This is a genomic window from Corynebacterium lubricantis DSM 45231, assembly GCF_000379425.1.
In the GTDB taxonomy this organism is placed as follows: Bacteria; Actinomycetota; Actinomycetes; order Mycobacteriales; family Mycobacteriaceae; genus Corynebacterium; species Corynebacterium lubricantis.
In genome coordinates, this window is the sequence record NZ_KB902235.1 from 85,859 (window position 1) to 102,238 (window position 16,380).

Consider the following 16,380-nt stretch of genomic DNA (forward strand, 5'->3'; position numbering starts at 1 on the left):
CCCCCGTTTCCCTGTGTTTATGGTGTGCACCGCCAGCCACGTCCCCCGACATGGTCCCCCTAGCTGTGGACACGATTGCGATGTTAAGTCATGATGGTCGTGTTCGGGCGGTGAGGGGACCGCTCACAAAATTACGGGGGTAATTTCGAACGTGACTTCGGCAACGCATCACATAGTCCGCGTGACCATACGTTTAGACATTGGCGGGCACCATTCACACGCCGACATGGCGCTACCTAGTTCGTCGACGTTCAACGAGCTCCTTCCCGAGCTCGCCGTGCTGTTGGAGCTTCCTGAAAGTGATCAGCCCTGGGAATTTGCTTCGGTGGCCGGTGCCGTTTTCGACGCGGACACTCCACTGCATAGCCACGGGATCCGCGACGGGCAGATCGTTGTCCTGCATCCGAAGACCTCGTCGGCCCCGCCGGTCGTGCGCGATGCCGCCGAATCCCTGGTGGCACGGGCCCACTCTCTTGCCGAAACGCGGGGGTTGGACACGGTGGCCTCTGTCATCGGCATCGCCGCCTGCACCATCGTGGCTGCATCGTTTATGGCGGTGCCCTTTGCGCTTGCGGGAGCTGCAATCGTCGCTACGCTGCTCGCAGTATTTACCCGCAGGCAGGCGTTCAGTGTGGGAGCAATTCTGGCCGGAGGTGCGGCGCCCGGGCTGTGGGTAGCAAGTGCCAGCGACTCGCCAACGAGCCTGGGGATGGGGCTGCTCGTCGCCATCGGAAGCAGCAGTGTCTTGCTCTTCGGCGCGCGCATTGCCAACATGGTGAGCTCACGAGTCACCGCGACATTATCGGCTGTGTTCCTGGTGATTGGCAGTGGTGTTGTGGGGCTTTGGCTGCCGGGCGACGCCGCACCGGCAGCAGTATCAATCCTTATTGCGCTGCTTCTGGTCATGGTCGCGCCGGGATTAGGCACAAGGTTAAGCGGGCTGAAGATCCCGCGGGTGCCCACTGCCGGGGAGGAACTCCCGGATGCCACCGACCACCAACCCGATGTGGATGAGCGCGCCGAAGCAGCAAAACTCATCGCCGACGGACTGCTGTTGGGAACTTCCCTCGGGCTGCTTCCTGCCTTGGTGCTCCTAGCGCATACGGGAGGGGTGTGGGAATGGGCGCTGCTGATGTGCACCGCCGGTGCGCTCGCAGTGCATGGTTCCAGGCACCACTTCCCCATCCCGCGTGTGGCACTGACGGCGACGGTGTTGCTCGCCCTTGTCGCAGCGAGTGTGGCCATTACCACCAGCGATGCCCACCCCGTGTTCATCGCACTCACGCTAGTTATCACCGCGATTCCGATAACGAGCCCGTTGTGGTCGAAGTATGTCTCCGAACTCGAGCCCACAACGGTCGTCTGGTTCGAGCGCGCTGAACAAGCAGCGATCATTGCGGTCATTCCGCTGGCGATGCAGGCCGCCGGACTCTTCGTGTTGATTAGGGGTCTCGGATGAACACCTGCGTGAGGCTTGGTGTGGCTGCCTGCCTCATCGCCATCGCCGCGGCCACCGGGGTACCTTCCGCTAAAGCACAGGACCGCGAATGCGCTCTGCCCGCGCTGCTGCCCCAGGATCCCAGCCCGACAGATGCTTCGGCGCTGCACGACATTGCCACGGGGCGCGGGGTCACGGTTGCGGTAATCGATACCGGGGTTTCTCCGCATCCCGAGCTCACCCGCGTTCTTCCCGGCGCGGACTTCGTGACGCCGGAGACGCCCGATCCGCTCTTCGACTGCGATGGTCACGGCACCGTTGTTGCCGGAATCATCGCAGGCCACAGCCTTGGCATCGCCCCCGGCGCCCAGATTCTTTCCATCCGCCAGACCTCGGGTTATTTTGAGGCCGCCCCCGGGGCAGAAGAAACCGCCGGCAGCCTGGAAACGTTGGCGCATGCTATCAACGACGCCGTCAATCATGGTGCCGACGTGATCAACATTTCGGTTGTGTCCTGCGTTCCGCAGTCCATCGCATCGCGTATCGACGATGGCGTGTTGCGTGGGGCACTGGAGCGCGCAGAGGCCGAACAGACAGTAGTGGTCGCCGCCGCGGGCAACACCTCGGAGATCTGTCCGCAGGGTTCCTTCGTTTATCCGGCGCACCTACCGACAGTGGTGTCCACAGGTGCGCGCGAAAGTGGGTACCGTCTCGCCGACTATTCGGTCTCCGGTCCAGCAGACATGGAGATGGTGTCCGCGGCTGGTTCCCCTGTGGCTGGCTTGTCTCATTCGGGCAGCGGGTTTGCCGAGGGAATCACCTCCCCAGGCAGCGACAGCATTGAGCATTTCGCCGGCACTAGTTTTGCCGCACCAGTAGTCAGTGGCATCGCTGCCACCCTCAGGCAGCGCTACCCCACCGACTCCGCGGCGGAGATCAGGCAGCGTATCTACGCTGCGGCGGAACCTGCCGATGGCTTTATTGATCCTCACTCAGCGCTCACGGGCATTCCGTCTCCCGGATCTGGCCACGCACACCCGGTTGAGGTCATCCCCACAGCCCACGACGACGATCGCACGCTGCCGCGTGCCGGGGTGGTGGCGATCGCGCTGCTCATCATTGCTGCGTGCGTGGCCACGGTTGCGGGTGCACGCCTTCAGCGCCGAGCATGAAACTCGCCTAGCGGTGCAAGCCCATCGCATACATTGCTGGATCCGCGAAGTTCGCCCAGCCCATCGACCAGGCACCGTAGAACAGGGCCATGAAGGTCACCCAGACCACGGCCACACCTGCAGAAATCACGGCGTAGCGCGTGGTGCGGTTCTGGCGGTGATACCAGGCAAAGAAGCCGTCATAGGCTTTGACACCGAAGCCCAAAACGCCACGCGCCCACTTCTGTTCCAGCGAGATGATGGCCACGCCAATGAACACGGTCAGCCACCCTGGTCCCGGCAGCGGGATGGTGATTAACCCAACGACCAGTACGACCCAGCCAAGCAAAATGGTCGCCGGTGCCACGAGGAAGCCACCCTTGCGAGCTTTCAAACCCTGGTGATGGGCTTCAAATGACGAGATTTTCTGTGAAATCATCTCGCGCATCGTCGGTGATGCGGTTGTTGTTTTAGCTTCCATGTTTCCTAGAACGCATCATGAACTGCGATCGTTCCCCTTAAAACGGCTCCACATGTGATTAATGTGGGGTTGGTTTCAAATCAACAGCTTTTGCACAGCTATCTTTGCAGCTACATTAAGTATTATGTCTGGCGCATCTTTTCCATCGACAAGCCCTTTCCGAAGGCGCGCCATTGTTGGCCCCCTTTTAATCCTGGTCGCCACGCTGCATATTATTTTCGGCATCATTGGTTCGGGCCAGCTTCTCATCGATGCAGCCATCGACGGCTGGATCGGAGCATTCACCGGTGAGCGTGCCACCTTTCAGTGGTACCTGATGACCGGACTGGTCGGCATCATCGGTGGGATCGCCATCAACACCATCGAGCGGGCCGGGCGCCTGCCGTGGCCCGTGTCGTGGGGCTTGTTGCTCACTTCCATCCTCGGTCTGTCCATGGACCCCGCATCAGGGTTTATCTTGGTCTTCCTCGTGGGACTCATCGCCGTGTGGCGCTCGTATCGCGACAGCATCACTCCCGATCAACCGCCTGAAGAAGCGCTCGATTAATCCCCCTTCGGCCACTTCCCCGTTTCCGTGAAAGTGCGCACCATGTCAGTGAAGAGCTCGGGATCCTCGGCGCTCCACGCGTGATGAACCCTCGGCGCGGTCCAGGTTTGCAGTTGTGGCAGCGCCTCACGCAGAAGCGGAAACGCTTTGCTTATCGACGAAGTCTCGTGCTCAGCGGTCACTGCGAGCACTGGGCCCGAATACGAGATGGTGGACTCCGTCAGAGTCTTGTCGACGACGTCATGAAACATGGCTCGATTCGTGTCCGGACTCGGCCGTGACGCCGTGGTGATGAATAGTTCTTGTGCATCTTGTGGAATGCGAAACAAGGGCACCTGGAGTGCCCAGTACCACCGCCGATGCCACAACGGTACCTGCAGGGAGATCACGAATTTTTCCACCCGTGAATAACCAGCCACTGGGGCACCTGTAATGAGGCACGAACGCACGACCTCTGGATGGCGCGTGATTAGGCGGATCGCCACGACCCCGCCTAATGAGAGGCCAACTACGTGTGCTTGCCCGCCTACCGCGCGGGAGCGGATGAGTTCTGCGATTTCATCTGCCACCGCATCCAAGCCTGGCCATTGTGTCTTATACCGCTCGCCGAATCCTGGAAGATCCGGGGTGAGGATGTGCCGGTCGGGCAGGTGCTCGACGACCCCTTGCCACGTCCATCCACCGGCACTGCCTCCGTGCAAAAAGATAATTGTTTCGCCTGTGTGTGGTCTATTCTCGGTCGGATATTCGGTTGGGTATGTGGACATGATCATGGCTCCTTGGTGGGCTCTCTCTCCGAAAGGTGATGCGCGATCTGCTCAATCCACTCAATTTCGGCCTTGGCGTGGTGGACACCATTCATCCTTGTGGCCCCTCGCAATACGCTGGCCAGGTCATCCCCAGCGATGTCAATCTCGGACAGCTCTGCGATGACCTCTTCGGCGTGCCGTTTTCTTTCGCTGAGCAGCGCCAGGACGGCATCCTCACCCAGAGGTGCTGCGAAGAAGAGCCTGGCCAGGAAGGGTTCTTTGACGCGCTCGGCCTCGAGTGGCGATTCCAGCCACTCCCTCAGCTCGGCGGCGCCAGCTTCGGTGAGCGAGTGGACCTTGCGGTCCGGCTTGCCCTCTTGGGGAATCACTTCGGTATCGATGAGCTTGGCCGATTCGAGGCGCCCGAGAGTGCGGTAGATCTGCGAGAGGTCCGCGTGCCAAAAATGGGCGACGGAACCCTTAAAGGCACGTCCCAAGTCGTAGCCGCTCATGGGTTTCAGAGACAGCAGGCCAAGGATTGCGTGTTTGAGTTCCATACCTCTATAGTACTACGCACATATATGTATAGTCCATTATGAATGTGGGTGCGAAAATGCCCCCGCACCGGAGTTCGATCCGGGGCGGGGGCAGTCGTCGTGAAGCGAAATCTTTTTAGAAGACGGAATCATTCCACCAGCGACGCTCCGGCACACCGCCGCGGCCGCCGTCCTCGTCGAGCTTAACGCCGACGAACTGGTAGAGGTTGACCACGTTGTGCTCAAAGCCCCACTCGGAACCTGCCATGTACATGCCCCACAGCTTCGCGGTGGGCTCGCCCGCGAGCTCGACGGCGCGGTCCCAGTTCCCCTTCAGGTTCTCGCACCAATCACGCAGGGTGCGCATGTAATCGAAGCGCAGGGACTCGGTGTGCACGACCTCGAAACCGGTGTCCTGCATCTCCTTGGTGATGGTGCCGGAGCCGGTGAGCTCGCCGTCGGGGAAGATGTAGCGGTCGATGAAGGTACCCTTGGCGGTCTTGTGGTTATCCGGGTAGGTGATGCAGTGGTTGACCATGATGCCGCCGGTGCGCAGCTTGTTCTGCAAGAACTCGAAGAAGCTCTTGTAGTTATCCACGCCGATGTGCTCGAGCAGGCCGATCGCGGAGATGCCGTCGAAGCCGGTCTCCTTCACGTCGCGGTAATCGAGGTAGCGCACCTCGGCGAGGTCTTGGAGGCCCTCTTCCTCAATCTTGGCCTGTGCCCAATCTGCCTGCTCCTTCGACAAGGTCACGCCGAGCGACTTCACACCCTGGCGCGCCGCGTAGCGGACCATGCCACCCCAGCCACAGCCCACATCGAGGTGGGTGTCGCCGGCCTTGAGACGCAGCTTGTCGAATACGAGGCGGTACTTGTTCTCCTGGGCGTCGTCGAGCGATGCGTCCTCGGTTGGGTAGTAAGCGCAGGTGTAGGTCATGGCCTTGCCCAGGAAGAGCTCGTAGAACTCGTTGCCCACGTCGTAGTGGTCGGAAATGACCTCGGCGTCGCGCTCCTTCGAGTGGCGCGACAGGCCCTGGCGGATGGTGCGCTCGATCCACGAGGAACGCTCGACCTCTGGGACCGGCTGGACCTGGATGCAGCCCATCGACGCCAGCGAGCGCATGATCTTTGCCAGCGTGGTGAAATCGGGCTTCTTGAACTTTCCATACATGTCCCGCAGCGCGTCGAAGATGCCATAAGGGTGCGCGAGGTGCTCGCCCTCGACGGTGATGCCCTCGGTAACGTACGCGCGAGCGAGTCCGACATCGCCCGGCGAGGTAACAATGTAGGACAGGCCCTCAGGCGAATTGACGTTGACCGTGTACTTCGCATCTGGCGAGCCGGCGGTCGATCCGTCGAAAGCCTTCCAATAAAACGGGCTTTCACCCTCAATAAAGGTGTCAATGATCTCGCCGACGGTCAGCGGTTCAAAAGCGGAGCTCATGGTTCGTACTTTCCTTGTCTTAGAGTTAAATATTCTAGAAATTTTTGCGCCGGTGGCTAAGTGCTTTACGCGCTCTACACGCCGCCGACAGTTTTCTCGTACAGGCCCGGGAAGCGCTGATCGGGGTCATAGACCTTCTTCAACTCCTCCGGCAGCTTCCCACCATAGAGTTTCTCGAACTCATCGCGGGTGTAGAAGGCCTCCGAGTACAGGGACTTATGTCCGCCGAGCTCGGAGACGCGCTTCTCAATCACCCGGTTAAATGCACCTGGTGTGGCCTCCGGGGTGACTAGGTCGCCGGGGACGGCAGACCAGAAGCCCACATTGATCCAGGTGGAATGGGTATCGAGTGGGTAGAGCGGCCACGGCACGGTGGCGTCCTTTGTGACGTCGCCGGTGCCGATGAGTTCTTCGGAGCCATCGCGCAGCCGGATCGGGCACAGCCACAACGGCTCGATATCGCAGGATTCGAAGAACCATTCCAACCATTCCGCCAGCTTGTCCACGGTGACCTCAATGTCTTGGACAACGCGCTCGCGGTGTGGCAGGCCCTTGGGCTTGTTCAGCAGGTTGTGCTCCACGTCGTACTTGCGGTCAATGCCGATGAGCTTCCAGTAAACGGAGCTGCGGCGCATCTCGCGTGGCCAGAGCTGGCGCACCGTGGGCTCCTGCGCGCCGAAGGCTCGCGAGCACCAGAACCAGTCCGTGTCCCAGCGCCAGATGTAATCGCGGATGGTGAGGCGATCATGCTTCACACCGTCTGGGTGGTGCAGGGAGCGGTAGTAGATCTGATCGCGGGTGTAGTCAGAGACTGGTCCTTCCTCGTCGCTTGCGACGGCGAGGATCAAATAGGACTCGTCCGGAGAAAACGACACGCCATCGATGCCGTGCAGCGGCTGGCCTTCGAATTGCTTCTCCTCGACGGCTTTCGCCAGGCCTTCTTGGTAACTTTGCAGATCGTGGAAGCGCACGTGCTTCAGCTCGATGAAATCCTTCACCGGCTCCAACTCGATTTTTAGGCGCACAGCATAACCCAGCGAGCCATAGGAGTTCGGGAAGGAACGGAACAGATCCACATTTTCGGTGCGCGAACAGGTGACAACTTCGCCCGTGCCCGTCAGGATGTCCATTTCAATCACGGACTCGTGAGGCAGGCCATTGCGGAAGGAGGTGGATTCCACGCCCATACCCGTGACTGCGCCGCCAAGCGTGATCGTCTTGAGCTGCGGGATGACAAACGGCGAGAGCTTGTGTGGCAGGGTTGCATCCACTAGGTCTTCGTAGGTACACATGCCCTGCACGTCGGCAGTGCGCGCGACGGGGTCAACCTCGATAACCCCATTGAGTTCGCTGACATCGAGGCCTGCTGCTTCTCCTCCACGCCCACGGAAGAGGTTGGACGTCTTCTTGGCAAGGCGCACGCGCTTGCCCTTCGGTACTGCTTGGAAACTGCTCAGCAGCTTCTCTACGCCTTGGGTGTGCCGGTACCAACCAACTGGCTGGATGTGTTCTGCATCCACGCTGCGGCTCTGGAAAGTCGACCCGAGAGCGTTACTCAGTGTGCCACCAATATTGACCAGACCTTGGGGAATACTCATGACATACCACTCTAACTACTTTTTCGTATCGCTGCCCGCCGAGTAAGTAAAAAACTTAATAAGTACTCTTGAGGGCCGCTTCTCTTGAAAGCGCCGCGCCTTCTGGGAGGAGGCGGATAATGGCCCACGGTGCTTCGTCGACACGGTTAACTCCTAAAGATTGCAAGGCCTCGGGTTGTTCCACTTCGTGGTGCTGCCCGACAGGGGAAACCACGTGGTAGCTGTGGCCGGTATCGACGCCGACCGCGCCGGCGGGAAGTCCTTTGAAGTGCGTTGCCACGGACTCGCCGGAAAGCTCGACGCTCTCACGTAGTGCGTCTGGCTGAGTAAGCGTGGCCAGTGCATGCGAGTCGGTGGCGCACAGTGGTTGCTCGCTGGGGTCGAGGAATTCCGACGCCTGTGCGGGCAAGGAGAGCGCAGCTGGGTCGGCGGCATCGGGGTAGGCATTGAGCTCTGCGCGGGTGATGTTTCGGGCGGGTGCGCCTGCTGCTAGCAGCATCTCCTTCTGAGTCGCCGTGATGGGCGCAATCCCGCCGCTTGCGTGTCGCACCCATGGGTCTGCTTCTGCGACACTAAGCACCTCCGGCAGCGGCTGCGGGAGTCGGATCGGTTGTCCTTCCTCCAACACGCTTAATACTTCGGCCGGCGGCTCCCACCTGGGGGTCTGTTCGGAGATCCCCAAGACGCGCCGGATGGCTCTGCCGTCGGGAGTATCGCTCGGCGGCAGTTGAGTTCTCCTCTCTGCGGTGGCCAACCACTCGGTCTGGCCGACCCGTGCAACCACGGCGGCGTCGTCGTCAAGCGATTGCACTGAGGCGCCCACGATGACGCTGACGCTTTCGCCCTCGTGGCACACGGCCCACCCACCGGGCGTGGTGTCCTCCGGTGCAGGAGCGAAGTCATTCGGAGCCACGGCAATACCCACGGGCACACCCTGGACCGCTTCGGCCAGCTTCTCCGTACCAATGGTGACGGGTTGGACCGGCTCGTCGACGATGAGGCGTGCCGACGAGAGGTTGGCTACCGGATGCAGGCGATCGTCGATACGCACGAACAGCGAGCCCTGCTCAGAGCGCACCACGGGCGCATCGCCGGGATCGGAATTTGGCTGCAACCATGCCAGCAAACCGGCCACCGCTGCGATTAGCGCGACGGCCACCATGCCTAGGATCCCAGCCCGCTGCCGAGACGCGAGCGGGTCGTGGATCATCCGAATATCGCCAAATACTAAACCGTGCTCTACCCGCCTGCGCAGAAACTTATGCCCCGAAACCTGCGCACGGGTGGTAGGCAAAAGCTTGCCAGCCACTAGATTCCCCCGAATCCCCGAACTTTTGTCTCCCGCGAGCTGCTCCCGCGGTACTAGGGCTCAGTGTAAAAGCTCACCGGGGAAGCCTCAACTGGAATCGCTGGAACCGCTGGGCTTTCCGCAGCTTCCTGGGGTGTCCGATCCGGTCCAAGCGAATCCGAGCCCTGCTCCAACGCATCCCGGCGCATCTGCGTGAGTTCGGCTTCGGTGAATGCGGCGTCAACGGCGAAGATGACCGTCGAGCCCTTGCGGAACACCGGGGTGGCGCCCTCTGCGGTCCATAGGCCGCGCAACATCTCCCAGCGGTTCGTCTGCTGCGACCAGAAATTTCCGGGGCTGAGTAGGTAGAAGCGCACGTCCATCGCTTCGGCAGCCCGGTCAATCTCGTTGTCAGCATTCGGATTGTCGCGCGTGCCCTCGCCCAGCAGGTAGGGCTGCGCATAGAGTTTCTTCGTATTGGAGTTCTCGTCCGCCTTCGGCCACTGGTAATGGCGCGACACCGTGGGTACCCCGTTGTAAGCATAAATCCAGGAATGGCCATCGGCGGGTTCACCCATGGTCAACCCTTCGTAGGCGGCAGGTTGTGCGCCCAGCCAATCGAAGGCGGCGAGGTCGTTCTCGTTGACCATTCGCCCGCTGAGGCGGGAAGATTTGAATATGGCCCGGGCCCCTGCTTCGGAGGTGTCGGTGACCCACCAGGTGGCGCCCCACCCCACGACGATCGCCACGACGACGGCTAGGGCGCCGGTCACCCGAGCCCACACGGGGCCGTTGGCGCGCGCCGAAAGAGGCGCGAGGGTGACCACGCGGATCAACACGGCGATGCCGATTGCGGCTGCGGCGACGATCACCATGGCCACGGGCATGACAAGTCTGTGTGCTCCGTTGTAGTGCACCGACGTGATCATCTCGAGGACATCCCCGAACCATCCGTCGAAGGGACGAAGACTGTGCACGAGGACTACTAGGAATACGCCGTACACTACTGCGACCCAGACGAGACGCTGCTTGAGCACAATGAACAATGCACCGATGAGCGCGAGCCACAGCAAGATGGTGGGATCGAAGTTCGGGAAGAACTCTTCTACGTGACGGGTCTGCATCCAAAATGCTTTCGTCCACGCTTCCGCCGACGTCAGCTCGCCGTCTCGACTCCACGAAGCAACATCTTCTGCTTGGTTACTTCCCGCAAGAATTTGCGGCACGTACAACAACGCCCCGACTACCGCCGGGCCGACCAACCAGAAGAAGTCCTTCACCCTGGAAGCCGCCGGGACCCACAGCAGATAGAACAACCAGAAGATCGCCACGGCTAGGGCGACGACCGTCACCGACGATGGGTGAACCTGGATGAGCCCGACAAATCCCAGAGCCGTTGCCAGCGCCGTGACGTGGTTTCTAGCCACACCGACGAATTGCGCAATCACGATCCCAGTCATGGCCATAGCAAGCAGATACGGCCACGCACCGACATAGTTGCCAATCCAAATGATCACCGGCGTAGCGAAAACCAGTATCGGTGCGAGCGCCCCACCAATCTGGAACACCAGCCCACGGTTGCCCACCATCACCCAGACCAGGCTCACCATTGACAAGGTCAAAGCCAGGCTCGGCGCGATAATGCTGGCGAGGTTGACCGCAGGAATCGGATCGAGCGAGGCGGCCTCTGCGAACAACGCTGTCCCAGCGTGAAACGCCGAGGGGTAGAGCATGACCGCATGGGTTTCCAGATTCTGTAGCTCACCCATTCTCGTGGCCGAGGCGATGCCCTCGTCCATGATGAAGCGCACCAGGTTGGCGTGCCACTGGGAATCCCATCCCTGCACAATGTTGCCCACTCCACCCGGGGTGGCCTTCAACCATCGCACCTGCTTGGAGATAAGCAGCCAGGCTCCCACCGCCACGCCGGCCGCAGGAAGGATCCACGAGGGATCCAGGATGCTGCCCTGGCGATTCTCTTTGGACCACAGCCTCTCACGCCACGTTTTATCAGGGTCTTTTCTCCTCGCGCGCCATGCAAATGCGAGGCGCCATAAAGACACGAGCGCTAGAACAACCAGCCAGAACAGTAGGAAGGTCGCCCAAGTAAAGGGAATATTTAGCGCGCCCCAGATCCAGGCGGACAGGCCCAGCAAGCCAAACGTCACCGGCATGGCAGAGGCGACAGCCGCGGGGAGTTTTACCCCAGAGACAAACGCAATGAGGAATCCCGGCAGCATGAAAACAGCAATTGCCACCCAAATGGCTACATCGGTACTCATCGCATCGCGCTTTCTACTTCAGCCTCTTGATGAGGCAAGGACACACTGATTGTAGACCGGCTCTCCCCTGCTTTTGAGAACAAGTGACCGGAACCTAACCAACCGATGGGCCCGGCTCCTCGTCGAGTTCGCTCGCGTCACGCATCCCGCGCGTGGCCGCACTTCTAAGTGCCAGTTCTTCGTCGGGCGGGTACGTCACGCCCATCAGCGTCAGCCCGCGTGCGGGTGCGAGCGGCACCTGGGAACTGCGCTGCTTTTCCTGCAGCAGGACTGCGGCCCACGAGAGATCACGCCTGCCCTCGCCTACCGCCAGGCACGCACCCACCAGTGCTCGCACCATGTTCCAGCAGAAGGCGTCGGCGATCACTTCCGCCTCGTAAAGGTTAGGCTCCATGCTTGTCGACGAATCCCTCCACACAAACGATTGCAGGTCACGAATCGTGGTCGCGTGTGGGCGTGGTTTACAAAAGGCCGCAAAGTCATTGAGTCCAACGAGCGCGTGGGCCACTTCCTGCATTGCCGTGACTTCGACCGGTTTGATCCAGGTGGCTGTATCGCGCACCCGCATGGGTAAGGCCCCGCCGGGATGGGTGGTAATCCGGTAGACATACCTGCGACTGAGCGCTGAAAATCTCGCGTCGAACCCCGCAGGGGCAAAAGCAACCTCGTCGACCCGGATATCTTCGGGTAAAAACCTGCCTAACCTACGTACCAAGCGGTGAGGATCACCATTCAAGGTGCGCTGATCCAGGCACTCGAGGGGAATATCGAAGTGCGCCACCTGACCGGCAGCATGGACTCCCGCATCGGTGCGGCCCGCAACCGTGAGCTGAACGGGAACGCGCAGAATGGTGCTCAGCGCGTCTTCCACTACCTCCTGAACGGTGCGGATCGGACCATCCGGTCCCTCCTTCTGCCGAGCCCAACCGTGAAAGTCGGTTCCGTCGTAGGCCAGGTCAATGCGCAGGCGCGAAGTTGGGTGTGAGGCGTTCTCCATGATTGATTCAGCGTAGCAAGTTGCGCCGTGTCGGAGGTGTTCTCCCCTGTCATCTGTTATCGACCAGTATGTACTTTTCGGCCGTGAAACCCCACGAAACCTTAAATCGGTAGATAGTGTCCGTGACGCCCGACCAGCGGACCAGCATCCCAACCCCAGGCATGCGAAAACCGCCTGGCACGCACCAAACGGTGCGCACTAGGCGGTTGTCGGTCTAAGAAGAATTACTTCTCCTCGGACTCCTTAGCTTCTTCAGCCTCTGCCTCTACAACCTCAGCCTCTTCAGCTTCGGTCTCCTCAGCAGCAGCCTCTTCAGCCTGCGCTTCTTCGGCTGGAGCCTCTTCAGCTTCAGCCTGCTTGGAAGCAGCAGCGCGGGTTGCGCGCTCAGCCTCAGAAGAAACGGTCTCCTCGAGAACGAGGGAGATCTGGGACATTGGTGCATTGTCGCCGGAACGGTTCTCCAGCTTGATAATGCGGGTGTAGCCGCCTGGGCGGTTCTCGAACTTCTCAGCGAGTTCGTTGAACAGGTACGAAACAACAGCCTTATTAGGGATGTGCTTCGCAACTTCGCGGCGGTCGGCCAGGGTTCCACCCTTAGCCTTGGTGATCAGCTTTTCAACGTACGGACGCAGGACCTTTGCCTTTGCGTCAGTCGTCTTGATAGCACCGTGCTCGATCAGAGCCGCAGCCTGGTTAGCCAGAATGTGCTTCTGGTTGGATGCGGATCCGCCGAATCGGGCGCCCTTCTTTGGGGTAGGCATTTTCGTACTCCTCGTGTGCGGATTGTTGAGCGCGCGAGCCGTTGATCTCCGAATTGCTCCGAAGAACTCAGGCTCTTATGTCGCGTGGCAGTTACTCGGCTTCGTCCGCGCTGGAATCGATGTAGTCGCCGGTTTCGGCGTCGTACCCTTCGATCTGAGTTGGGTCGAAATCTTCCGGTGCGTCCTTCAAGGTCAAGCCCAAAGAAGCGAGCTTGATCTTAACTTCATTGATCGACTTCTGGCCGAAGTTGCGGATATCCAGCAGGTCCGACTCGGTGCACTCAGCGAGCTCACCGACGGAGTGGATTTCCTGACGCTTCAGGCAGTTGTAGGAACGAACGGAGAAGTTGAGGTCCTCGATCGGCAGGTTGTACGCGGCAATGTACTCGGTCTCCTGTGGGGATGGACCGATCTCAATGCCCTCGGACTCGATGTTGAGCTCACGGGCCAAGCCGAAGAGCTCGACAAGAGTCGAACCAGCAGATGCGAGAGCGTCACGTGCGGACATGGAGTTCTTGGTCTCCACGTCGATGGTGAGCTTGTCAAAGTCGGTGCGCTGCTCAACACGAGTAGCTTCGACCTTGTAGCTGACCTTCAAAACTGGAGAGTAGATCTGGTCAACCGGAATGCGGCCGACCTCACCAGCGGAATCTGGCATTGCTGGAACGTAGCCACGGCCACGCTCAACAATGAGTTCCATGTCCAGCTTTGCCTGCTCATTCAGGGTTGCAATCACGAGGTCAGGGTTGTGGATTTCCACACCTGCAGGAGGCTGAATGTCGCCTGCAGTGACCTGGCCTGGACCTTCCTTGGACAGGTACATAACCACTGGCTCATCAGAGTCAGAGGAAAGAACCAGTTCCTTGACGTTCAGGATGATCTCCGAAACGTTCTCCTTGACACCGTTGATCGTGGTGAACTCATGGAGCACACCGTCGATCTTGATGGAGGTCACAGCTGCTCCAGGAATGGAGGACAGCAGGACGCGGCGCAGGGAGTTGCCGAGGGTGTAACCGAAACCTGGCTCGAGTGGCTCGAGAACGAACTTTGAACGGTTGGTATCGATGTATTCCTCAGTCAGCTGAGGGCGCTGTGAAATGAGCATGGACTTCTCCTTTGTCGGCGACCGCTATTTGACGCCGGTAGGAACGAATATATGAAAGAGTGTCCGACTTCCCTGAACCGAAGGATATGGACAAGCCATAAACTTACATCGGGTAGGCGGGATGAAGTGATTACTTCGAGTAAAGCTCGACGATGAGCTGCTCTTGGATAGGCACCTCAATCTGAGCGCGCTCGGGCAGCTGGTGCACGAGGATGCGCAGGGTCTCAGGAACGACCTGGAGCCATGCTGGAACAACAGCATCGACCAGGTTGTCTTGAGCTTCTTCGAACCAGATCATCTTCTTGGACTTGTCACGAACATCGATGATGTCGTGCTGAGTCACGTGGAAGGATGGAACGTTCATCTTCTTGCCGTTGACGGTGAAGTGTCCGTGGGAGACCAGCTGACGCGCCTGACGGCGGGTGCGAGCCAGACCTGCACGGTACACAACGTTGTCCAGGCGGGATTCGAGCAGAACGAGCAGGTTGTCGCCGGTCTTGCCGGAGAGACGGTTAGCCTCTTCGTAGTAACGACGGAACTGCTTCTCCATTACACCGTAGGTGAAACGGGCCTTCTGCTTTTCCTGCATCTGCAGCAGGTACTCGGATTCCTTGATGCGAGCGCGGCCAGCCTGCCCCGGAGGGTATGGGCGACGCTCGAAGGACATATCTCCGCCAACAAGGTCGACGCGAAGACGACGGGACTTGCGGGTTGCTGGGCCAGTATAACGAGCCATAATTTAGAACCTTTTTCCTTTCCCTTAAACGCGACGACGCTTCGGAGGACGGCAGCCATTGAATGGCTGTGGCGTCACGTCCGAGATCGACGACACTTCGAGGCCTGCAGCCTGGATGGAACGGATTGCGGTTTCACGACCGGAACCTGGACCCTTGACGAAAACGTCGACCTTCTTCATGCCGTGATCCATTGCCTTACGAGCAGCATTCTCAGCAGCCAGCTGTGCAGCGAACGGAGTGGACTTACGGGAGCCCTTGAATCCGACGTGACCAGAGGATGCCCAAGCAATGACAGCACCGGAAGGGTCAGTGATAGACACGATGGTGTTGTTGAAGGTGGACTTGATGTATGCGTGGCCGTTGGCCACATTCTTTTTTACGACGCGACGACGCGCGCCACGAGACTTAGGAGGCATGAATTACTTCTTCTTTCCTGCGATGGTCTTCTTCGGACCCTTGCGAGTACGTGCATTGGTCTTGGTGCGCTGACCATGAACTGGCAGGCCACGGCGGTGGCGCAGTCCCTGGTAGGAACCGGTCTCAATCTTGCGACGGATATCTGCCTGAACTTCGCGGCGGAGGTCACCCTCGACCTTCCAGGTAGCTTCAATCACGTCACGCAGGGCGGCAACCTGGTCATCAGACAGGTCGTCGGTACGCAGGTCAGGGGAAATGCCGGTCTGCTCGAGCAGTTCCTTGGAACGGGCTGGGCCAATTCCGTAGATGTAGGTAAGTGCAATCTCCATGCGCTTGTTGCGAGGCAGATCAACACCAGCTAGACGTGCCATAAGGTACATGCCTTTCGGGTTGTTACGATGGTTTTCTCCCTATCCGTCCGTGCCAACCGACACTTGCCCCGGTCCGTACCGGGTGTTGGGTCGTGATACGCGCGGCTCCGGCCATCGCAGCCAGAGGTAGTAACAGGTGCACACAAGTGCGCGCCCTGGGTAAGGAGGCTTAATGTCTTACTTGTAGCGGTACGTGATGCGCCCACGGTCCAAGTCGTATGGAGAAAGCTCCACGACGACGCGGTCCTCAGGGAGGATACGGATGTAGTGCTGGCGCATCTTGCCGCTGATGTGGGCAAGAACCTTATGCCCATTGTCTAGTTCGACACGAAACATTGCATTTGGCAAAGGCTCGATAATTCGGCCTTCAACCTCAATTGCGCCTTCTTTAGCCATAAACTCCGCATTCCCGGCATACAAATTGGCTTGTATACCTGCATTTTTGGTGGTCCACTATCATGGTGAGCACGTCTTGTGC

Annotated in this window: 17 protein-coding genes; 3 read left to right on the forward strand and 14 right to left on the reverse strand. The window is 59.6% G+C overall.

Annotated features, from left to right (window positions below; genetic code table 11):
• Positions 1-181 precede the first annotated feature (181 nt).
• Both eccD and A37O_RS15490 read left to right on the forward strand, forming a co-directional pair.
• Positions 182-1,459 (forward strand): type VII secretion integral membrane protein EccD, encoded by a 1,278-nt coding sequence (gene eccD / locus A37O_RS0111915; protein WP_169332162.1) that lies wholly within the window; start codon positions 182-184, stop codon positions 1,457-1,459.
• Positions 1,456-2,610, forward strand: a complete 1,155-nt coding sequence (locus A37O_RS15490; RefSeq protein WP_018297733.1) for a S8 family serine peptidase — start codon at positions 1,456-1,458, stop codon at positions 2,608-2,610. Before eccD ends, A37O_RS15490 begins: the two co-directional genes overlap by 4 nt.
• Positions 2,611-2,617: 7 nt before the next feature.
• Here the strand turns inward: A37O_RS15490 and A37O_RS0111925 are convergent, their stop codons facing one another.
• Positions 2,618-3,070 carry a TIGR02611 family protein gene (locus A37O_RS0111925; protein WP_033378162.1) on the reverse strand — a complete coding sequence of 151 codons (453 nt, stop codon included), beginning with the start codon at positions 3,068-3,070 and terminating at the stop codon, positions 2,618-2,620.
• Between the two features lie 124 nt (positions 3,071-3,194).
• Here A37O_RS0111925 and A37O_RS0111930 point away from each other — a divergent pair, with 124 nt between their 5' ends.
• Positions 3,195-3,617 (forward strand): DUF6463 family protein, encoded by a 423-nt coding sequence (locus A37O_RS0111930; RefSeq protein ID WP_018297735.1) that lies wholly within the window; start codon positions 3,195-3,197, stop codon positions 3,615-3,617.
• Here A37O_RS0111930 and A37O_RS0111935 read toward each other — a convergent pair.
• The 13 genes from A37O_RS0111935 to infA form a co-directional block, all read right to left on the reverse strand.
• Positions 3,614-4,384: an alpha/beta fold hydrolase gene (locus tag A37O_RS0111935; protein ID WP_211208377.1), complete on the reverse strand. Its 771-nt coding sequence runs from the start codon at positions 4,382-4,384 to the stop codon at positions 3,614-3,616. The two genes, A37O_RS0111930 and A37O_RS0111935, sit on opposite strands and share 4 nt — an antisense overlap.
• Positions 4,385-4,386: 2 nt before the next feature.
• Entirely contained in the window at positions 4,387-4,923 is a 537-nt protein-coding gene (locus A37O_RS0111940) for a PadR family transcriptional regulator (RefSeq protein ID WP_018297737.1), read from the reverse strand.
• A 115-nt stretch (positions 4,924-5,038) separates the two neighbouring features.
• Positions 5,039-6,346 carry a class I SAM-dependent methyltransferase gene (locus tag A37O_RS0111945; protein WP_018297738.1) on the reverse strand — a complete coding sequence of 436 codons (1,308 nt, stop codon included), beginning with the start codon at positions 6,344-6,346 and terminating at the stop codon, positions 5,039-5,041.
• Positions 6,347-6,420: 74 nt separating this feature from the next.
• Positions 6,421-7,944 (reverse strand): FAD-binding oxidoreductase, encoded by a 1,524-nt coding sequence (locus A37O_RS0111950; RefSeq protein WP_018297739.1) that lies wholly within the window; start codon positions 7,942-7,944, stop codon positions 6,421-6,423.
• Between the two features lie 55 nt (positions 7,945-7,999).
• On the reverse strand, positions 8,000-9,253 hold the full coding sequence (gene eccB / locus A37O_RS0111955; protein WP_033378164.1) for a type VII secretion protein EccB: 1,254 nt from the start codon (positions 9,251-9,253) through the stop codon (positions 8,000-8,002).
• A 53-nt stretch (positions 9,254-9,306) separates the two neighbouring features.
• Positions 9,307-11,514 carry a DUF6541 family protein gene (locus A37O_RS0111960; RefSeq protein WP_018297741.1) on the reverse strand — a complete coding sequence of 736 codons (2,208 nt, stop codon included), beginning with the start codon at positions 11,512-11,514 and terminating at the stop codon, positions 9,307-9,309.
• A gap of 94 nt (positions 11,515-11,608) precedes the next feature.
• A complete protein-coding gene (gene truA, locus A37O_RS0111965) occupies positions 11,609-12,511 on the reverse strand; it encodes a tRNA pseudouridine(38-40) synthase TruA (protein WP_018297742.1) in 903 nt (300 codons plus the stop codon).
• A 224-nt stretch (positions 12,512-12,735) separates the two neighbouring features.
• Complete coding sequence (gene rplQ, locus A37O_RS0111970; RefSeq protein ID WP_018297743.1) at positions 12,736-13,272, reverse strand: 50S ribosomal protein L17; 537 nt, start codon at positions 13,270-13,272, stop codon at positions 12,736-12,738.
• A gap of 91 nt (positions 13,273-13,363) precedes the next feature.
• Positions 13,364-14,377 (reverse strand): DNA-directed RNA polymerase subunit alpha, encoded by a 1,014-nt coding sequence (locus A37O_RS0111975; protein ID WP_018297744.1) that lies wholly within the window; start codon positions 14,375-14,377, stop codon positions 13,364-13,366.
• A 130-nt stretch (positions 14,378-14,507) separates the two neighbouring features.
• Positions 14,508-15,113 carry a 30S ribosomal protein S4 gene (rpsD, locus tag A37O_RS0111980; protein WP_018297745.1) on the reverse strand — a complete coding sequence of 202 codons (606 nt, stop codon included), beginning with the start codon at positions 15,111-15,113 and terminating at the stop codon, positions 14,508-14,510.
• A 24-nt stretch (positions 15,114-15,137) separates the two neighbouring features.
• Positions 15,138-15,530, reverse strand: a complete 393-nt coding sequence (gene rpsK, locus A37O_RS0111985) for a 30S ribosomal protein S11 (RefSeq protein WP_018297746.1) — start codon at positions 15,528-15,530, stop codon at positions 15,138-15,140.
• A 3-nt stretch (positions 15,531-15,533) separates the two neighbouring features.
• Positions 15,534-15,902, reverse strand: coding sequence for a 30S ribosomal protein S13 (gene rpsM / locus A37O_RS0111990; protein WP_018297747.1), 369 nt, complete (start codon positions 15,900-15,902; stop codon positions 15,534-15,536).
• A gap of 177 nt (positions 15,903-16,079) precedes the next feature.
• A complete protein-coding gene (gene infA / locus A37O_RS0111995; protein WP_018297748.1) occupies positions 16,080-16,298 on the reverse strand; it encodes a translation initiation factor IF-1 in 219 nt (72 codons plus the stop codon).
• Positions 16,299-16,380: the final 82 nt, after the last annotated feature.

Bases quoted from the DNA above. Each gene is read 5' to 3' on its own strand.
- A37O_RS15490 (WP_018297733.1), top strand. From the start codon at position 1,456: ATGAACACCTGCGTGAGGCTTGGTGTGGCTGCCTGCCTCATCGCCATC.
- A37O_RS0111925 (WP_033378162.1), bottom strand. From the start codon at position 3,070: ATGGAAGCTAAAACAACAACCGCATCACCGACGATGCGCGAGATGATT.
- A37O_RS0111930 (WP_018297735.1), top strand. From the start codon at position 3,195: ATGTCTGGCGCATCTTTTCCATCGACAAGCCCTTTCCGAAGGCGCGCC.
- A37O_RS0111935 (WP_211208377.1), bottom strand. From the start codon at position 4,384: ATGTCCACATACCCAACCGAATATCCGACCGAGAATAGACCACACACA.
- A37O_RS0111940 (WP_018297737.1), bottom strand. From the start codon at position 4,923: ATGGAACTCAAACACGCAATCCTTGGCCTGCTGTCTCTGAAACCCATG.
- A37O_RS0111945 (WP_018297738.1), bottom strand. From the start codon at position 6,346: ATGAGCTCCGCTTTTGAACCGCTGACCGTCGGCGAGATCATTGACACC.
- A37O_RS0111950 (WP_018297739.1), bottom strand. From the start codon at position 7,944: ATGAGTATTCCCCAAGGTCTGGTCAATATTGGTGGCACACTGAGTAAC.
- A37O_RS0111960 (WP_018297741.1), bottom strand. From the start codon at position 11,514: ATGAGTACCGATGTAGCCATTTGGGTGGCAATTGCTGTTTTCATGCTG.
- truA (WP_018297742.1), bottom strand. From the start codon at position 12,511: ATGGAGAACGCCTCACACCCAACTTCGCGCCTGCGCATTGACCTGGCC.
- rplQ (WP_018297743.1), bottom strand. From the start codon at position 13,272: ATGCCTACCCCAAAGAAGGGCGCCCGATTCGGCGGATCCGCATCCAAC.
- A37O_RS0111975 (WP_018297744.1), bottom strand. From the start codon at position 14,377: ATGCTCATTTCACAGCGCCCTCAGCTGACTGAGGAATACATCGATACC.
- rpsD (WP_018297745.1), bottom strand. From the start codon at position 15,113: ATGGCTCGTTATACTGGCCCAGCAACCCGCAAGTCCCGTCGTCTTCGC.
- rpsK (WP_018297746.1), bottom strand. From the start codon at position 15,530: ATGCCTCCTAAGTCTCGTGGCGCGCGTCGTCGCGTCGTAAAAAAGAAT.
- rpsM (WP_018297747.1), bottom strand. From the start codon at position 15,902: ATGGCACGTCTAGCTGGTGTTGATCTGCCTCGCAACAAGCGCATGGAG.
- infA (WP_018297748.1), bottom strand. From the start codon at position 16,298: ATGGCTAAAGAAGGCGCAATTGAGGTTGAAGGCCGAATTATCGAGCCT.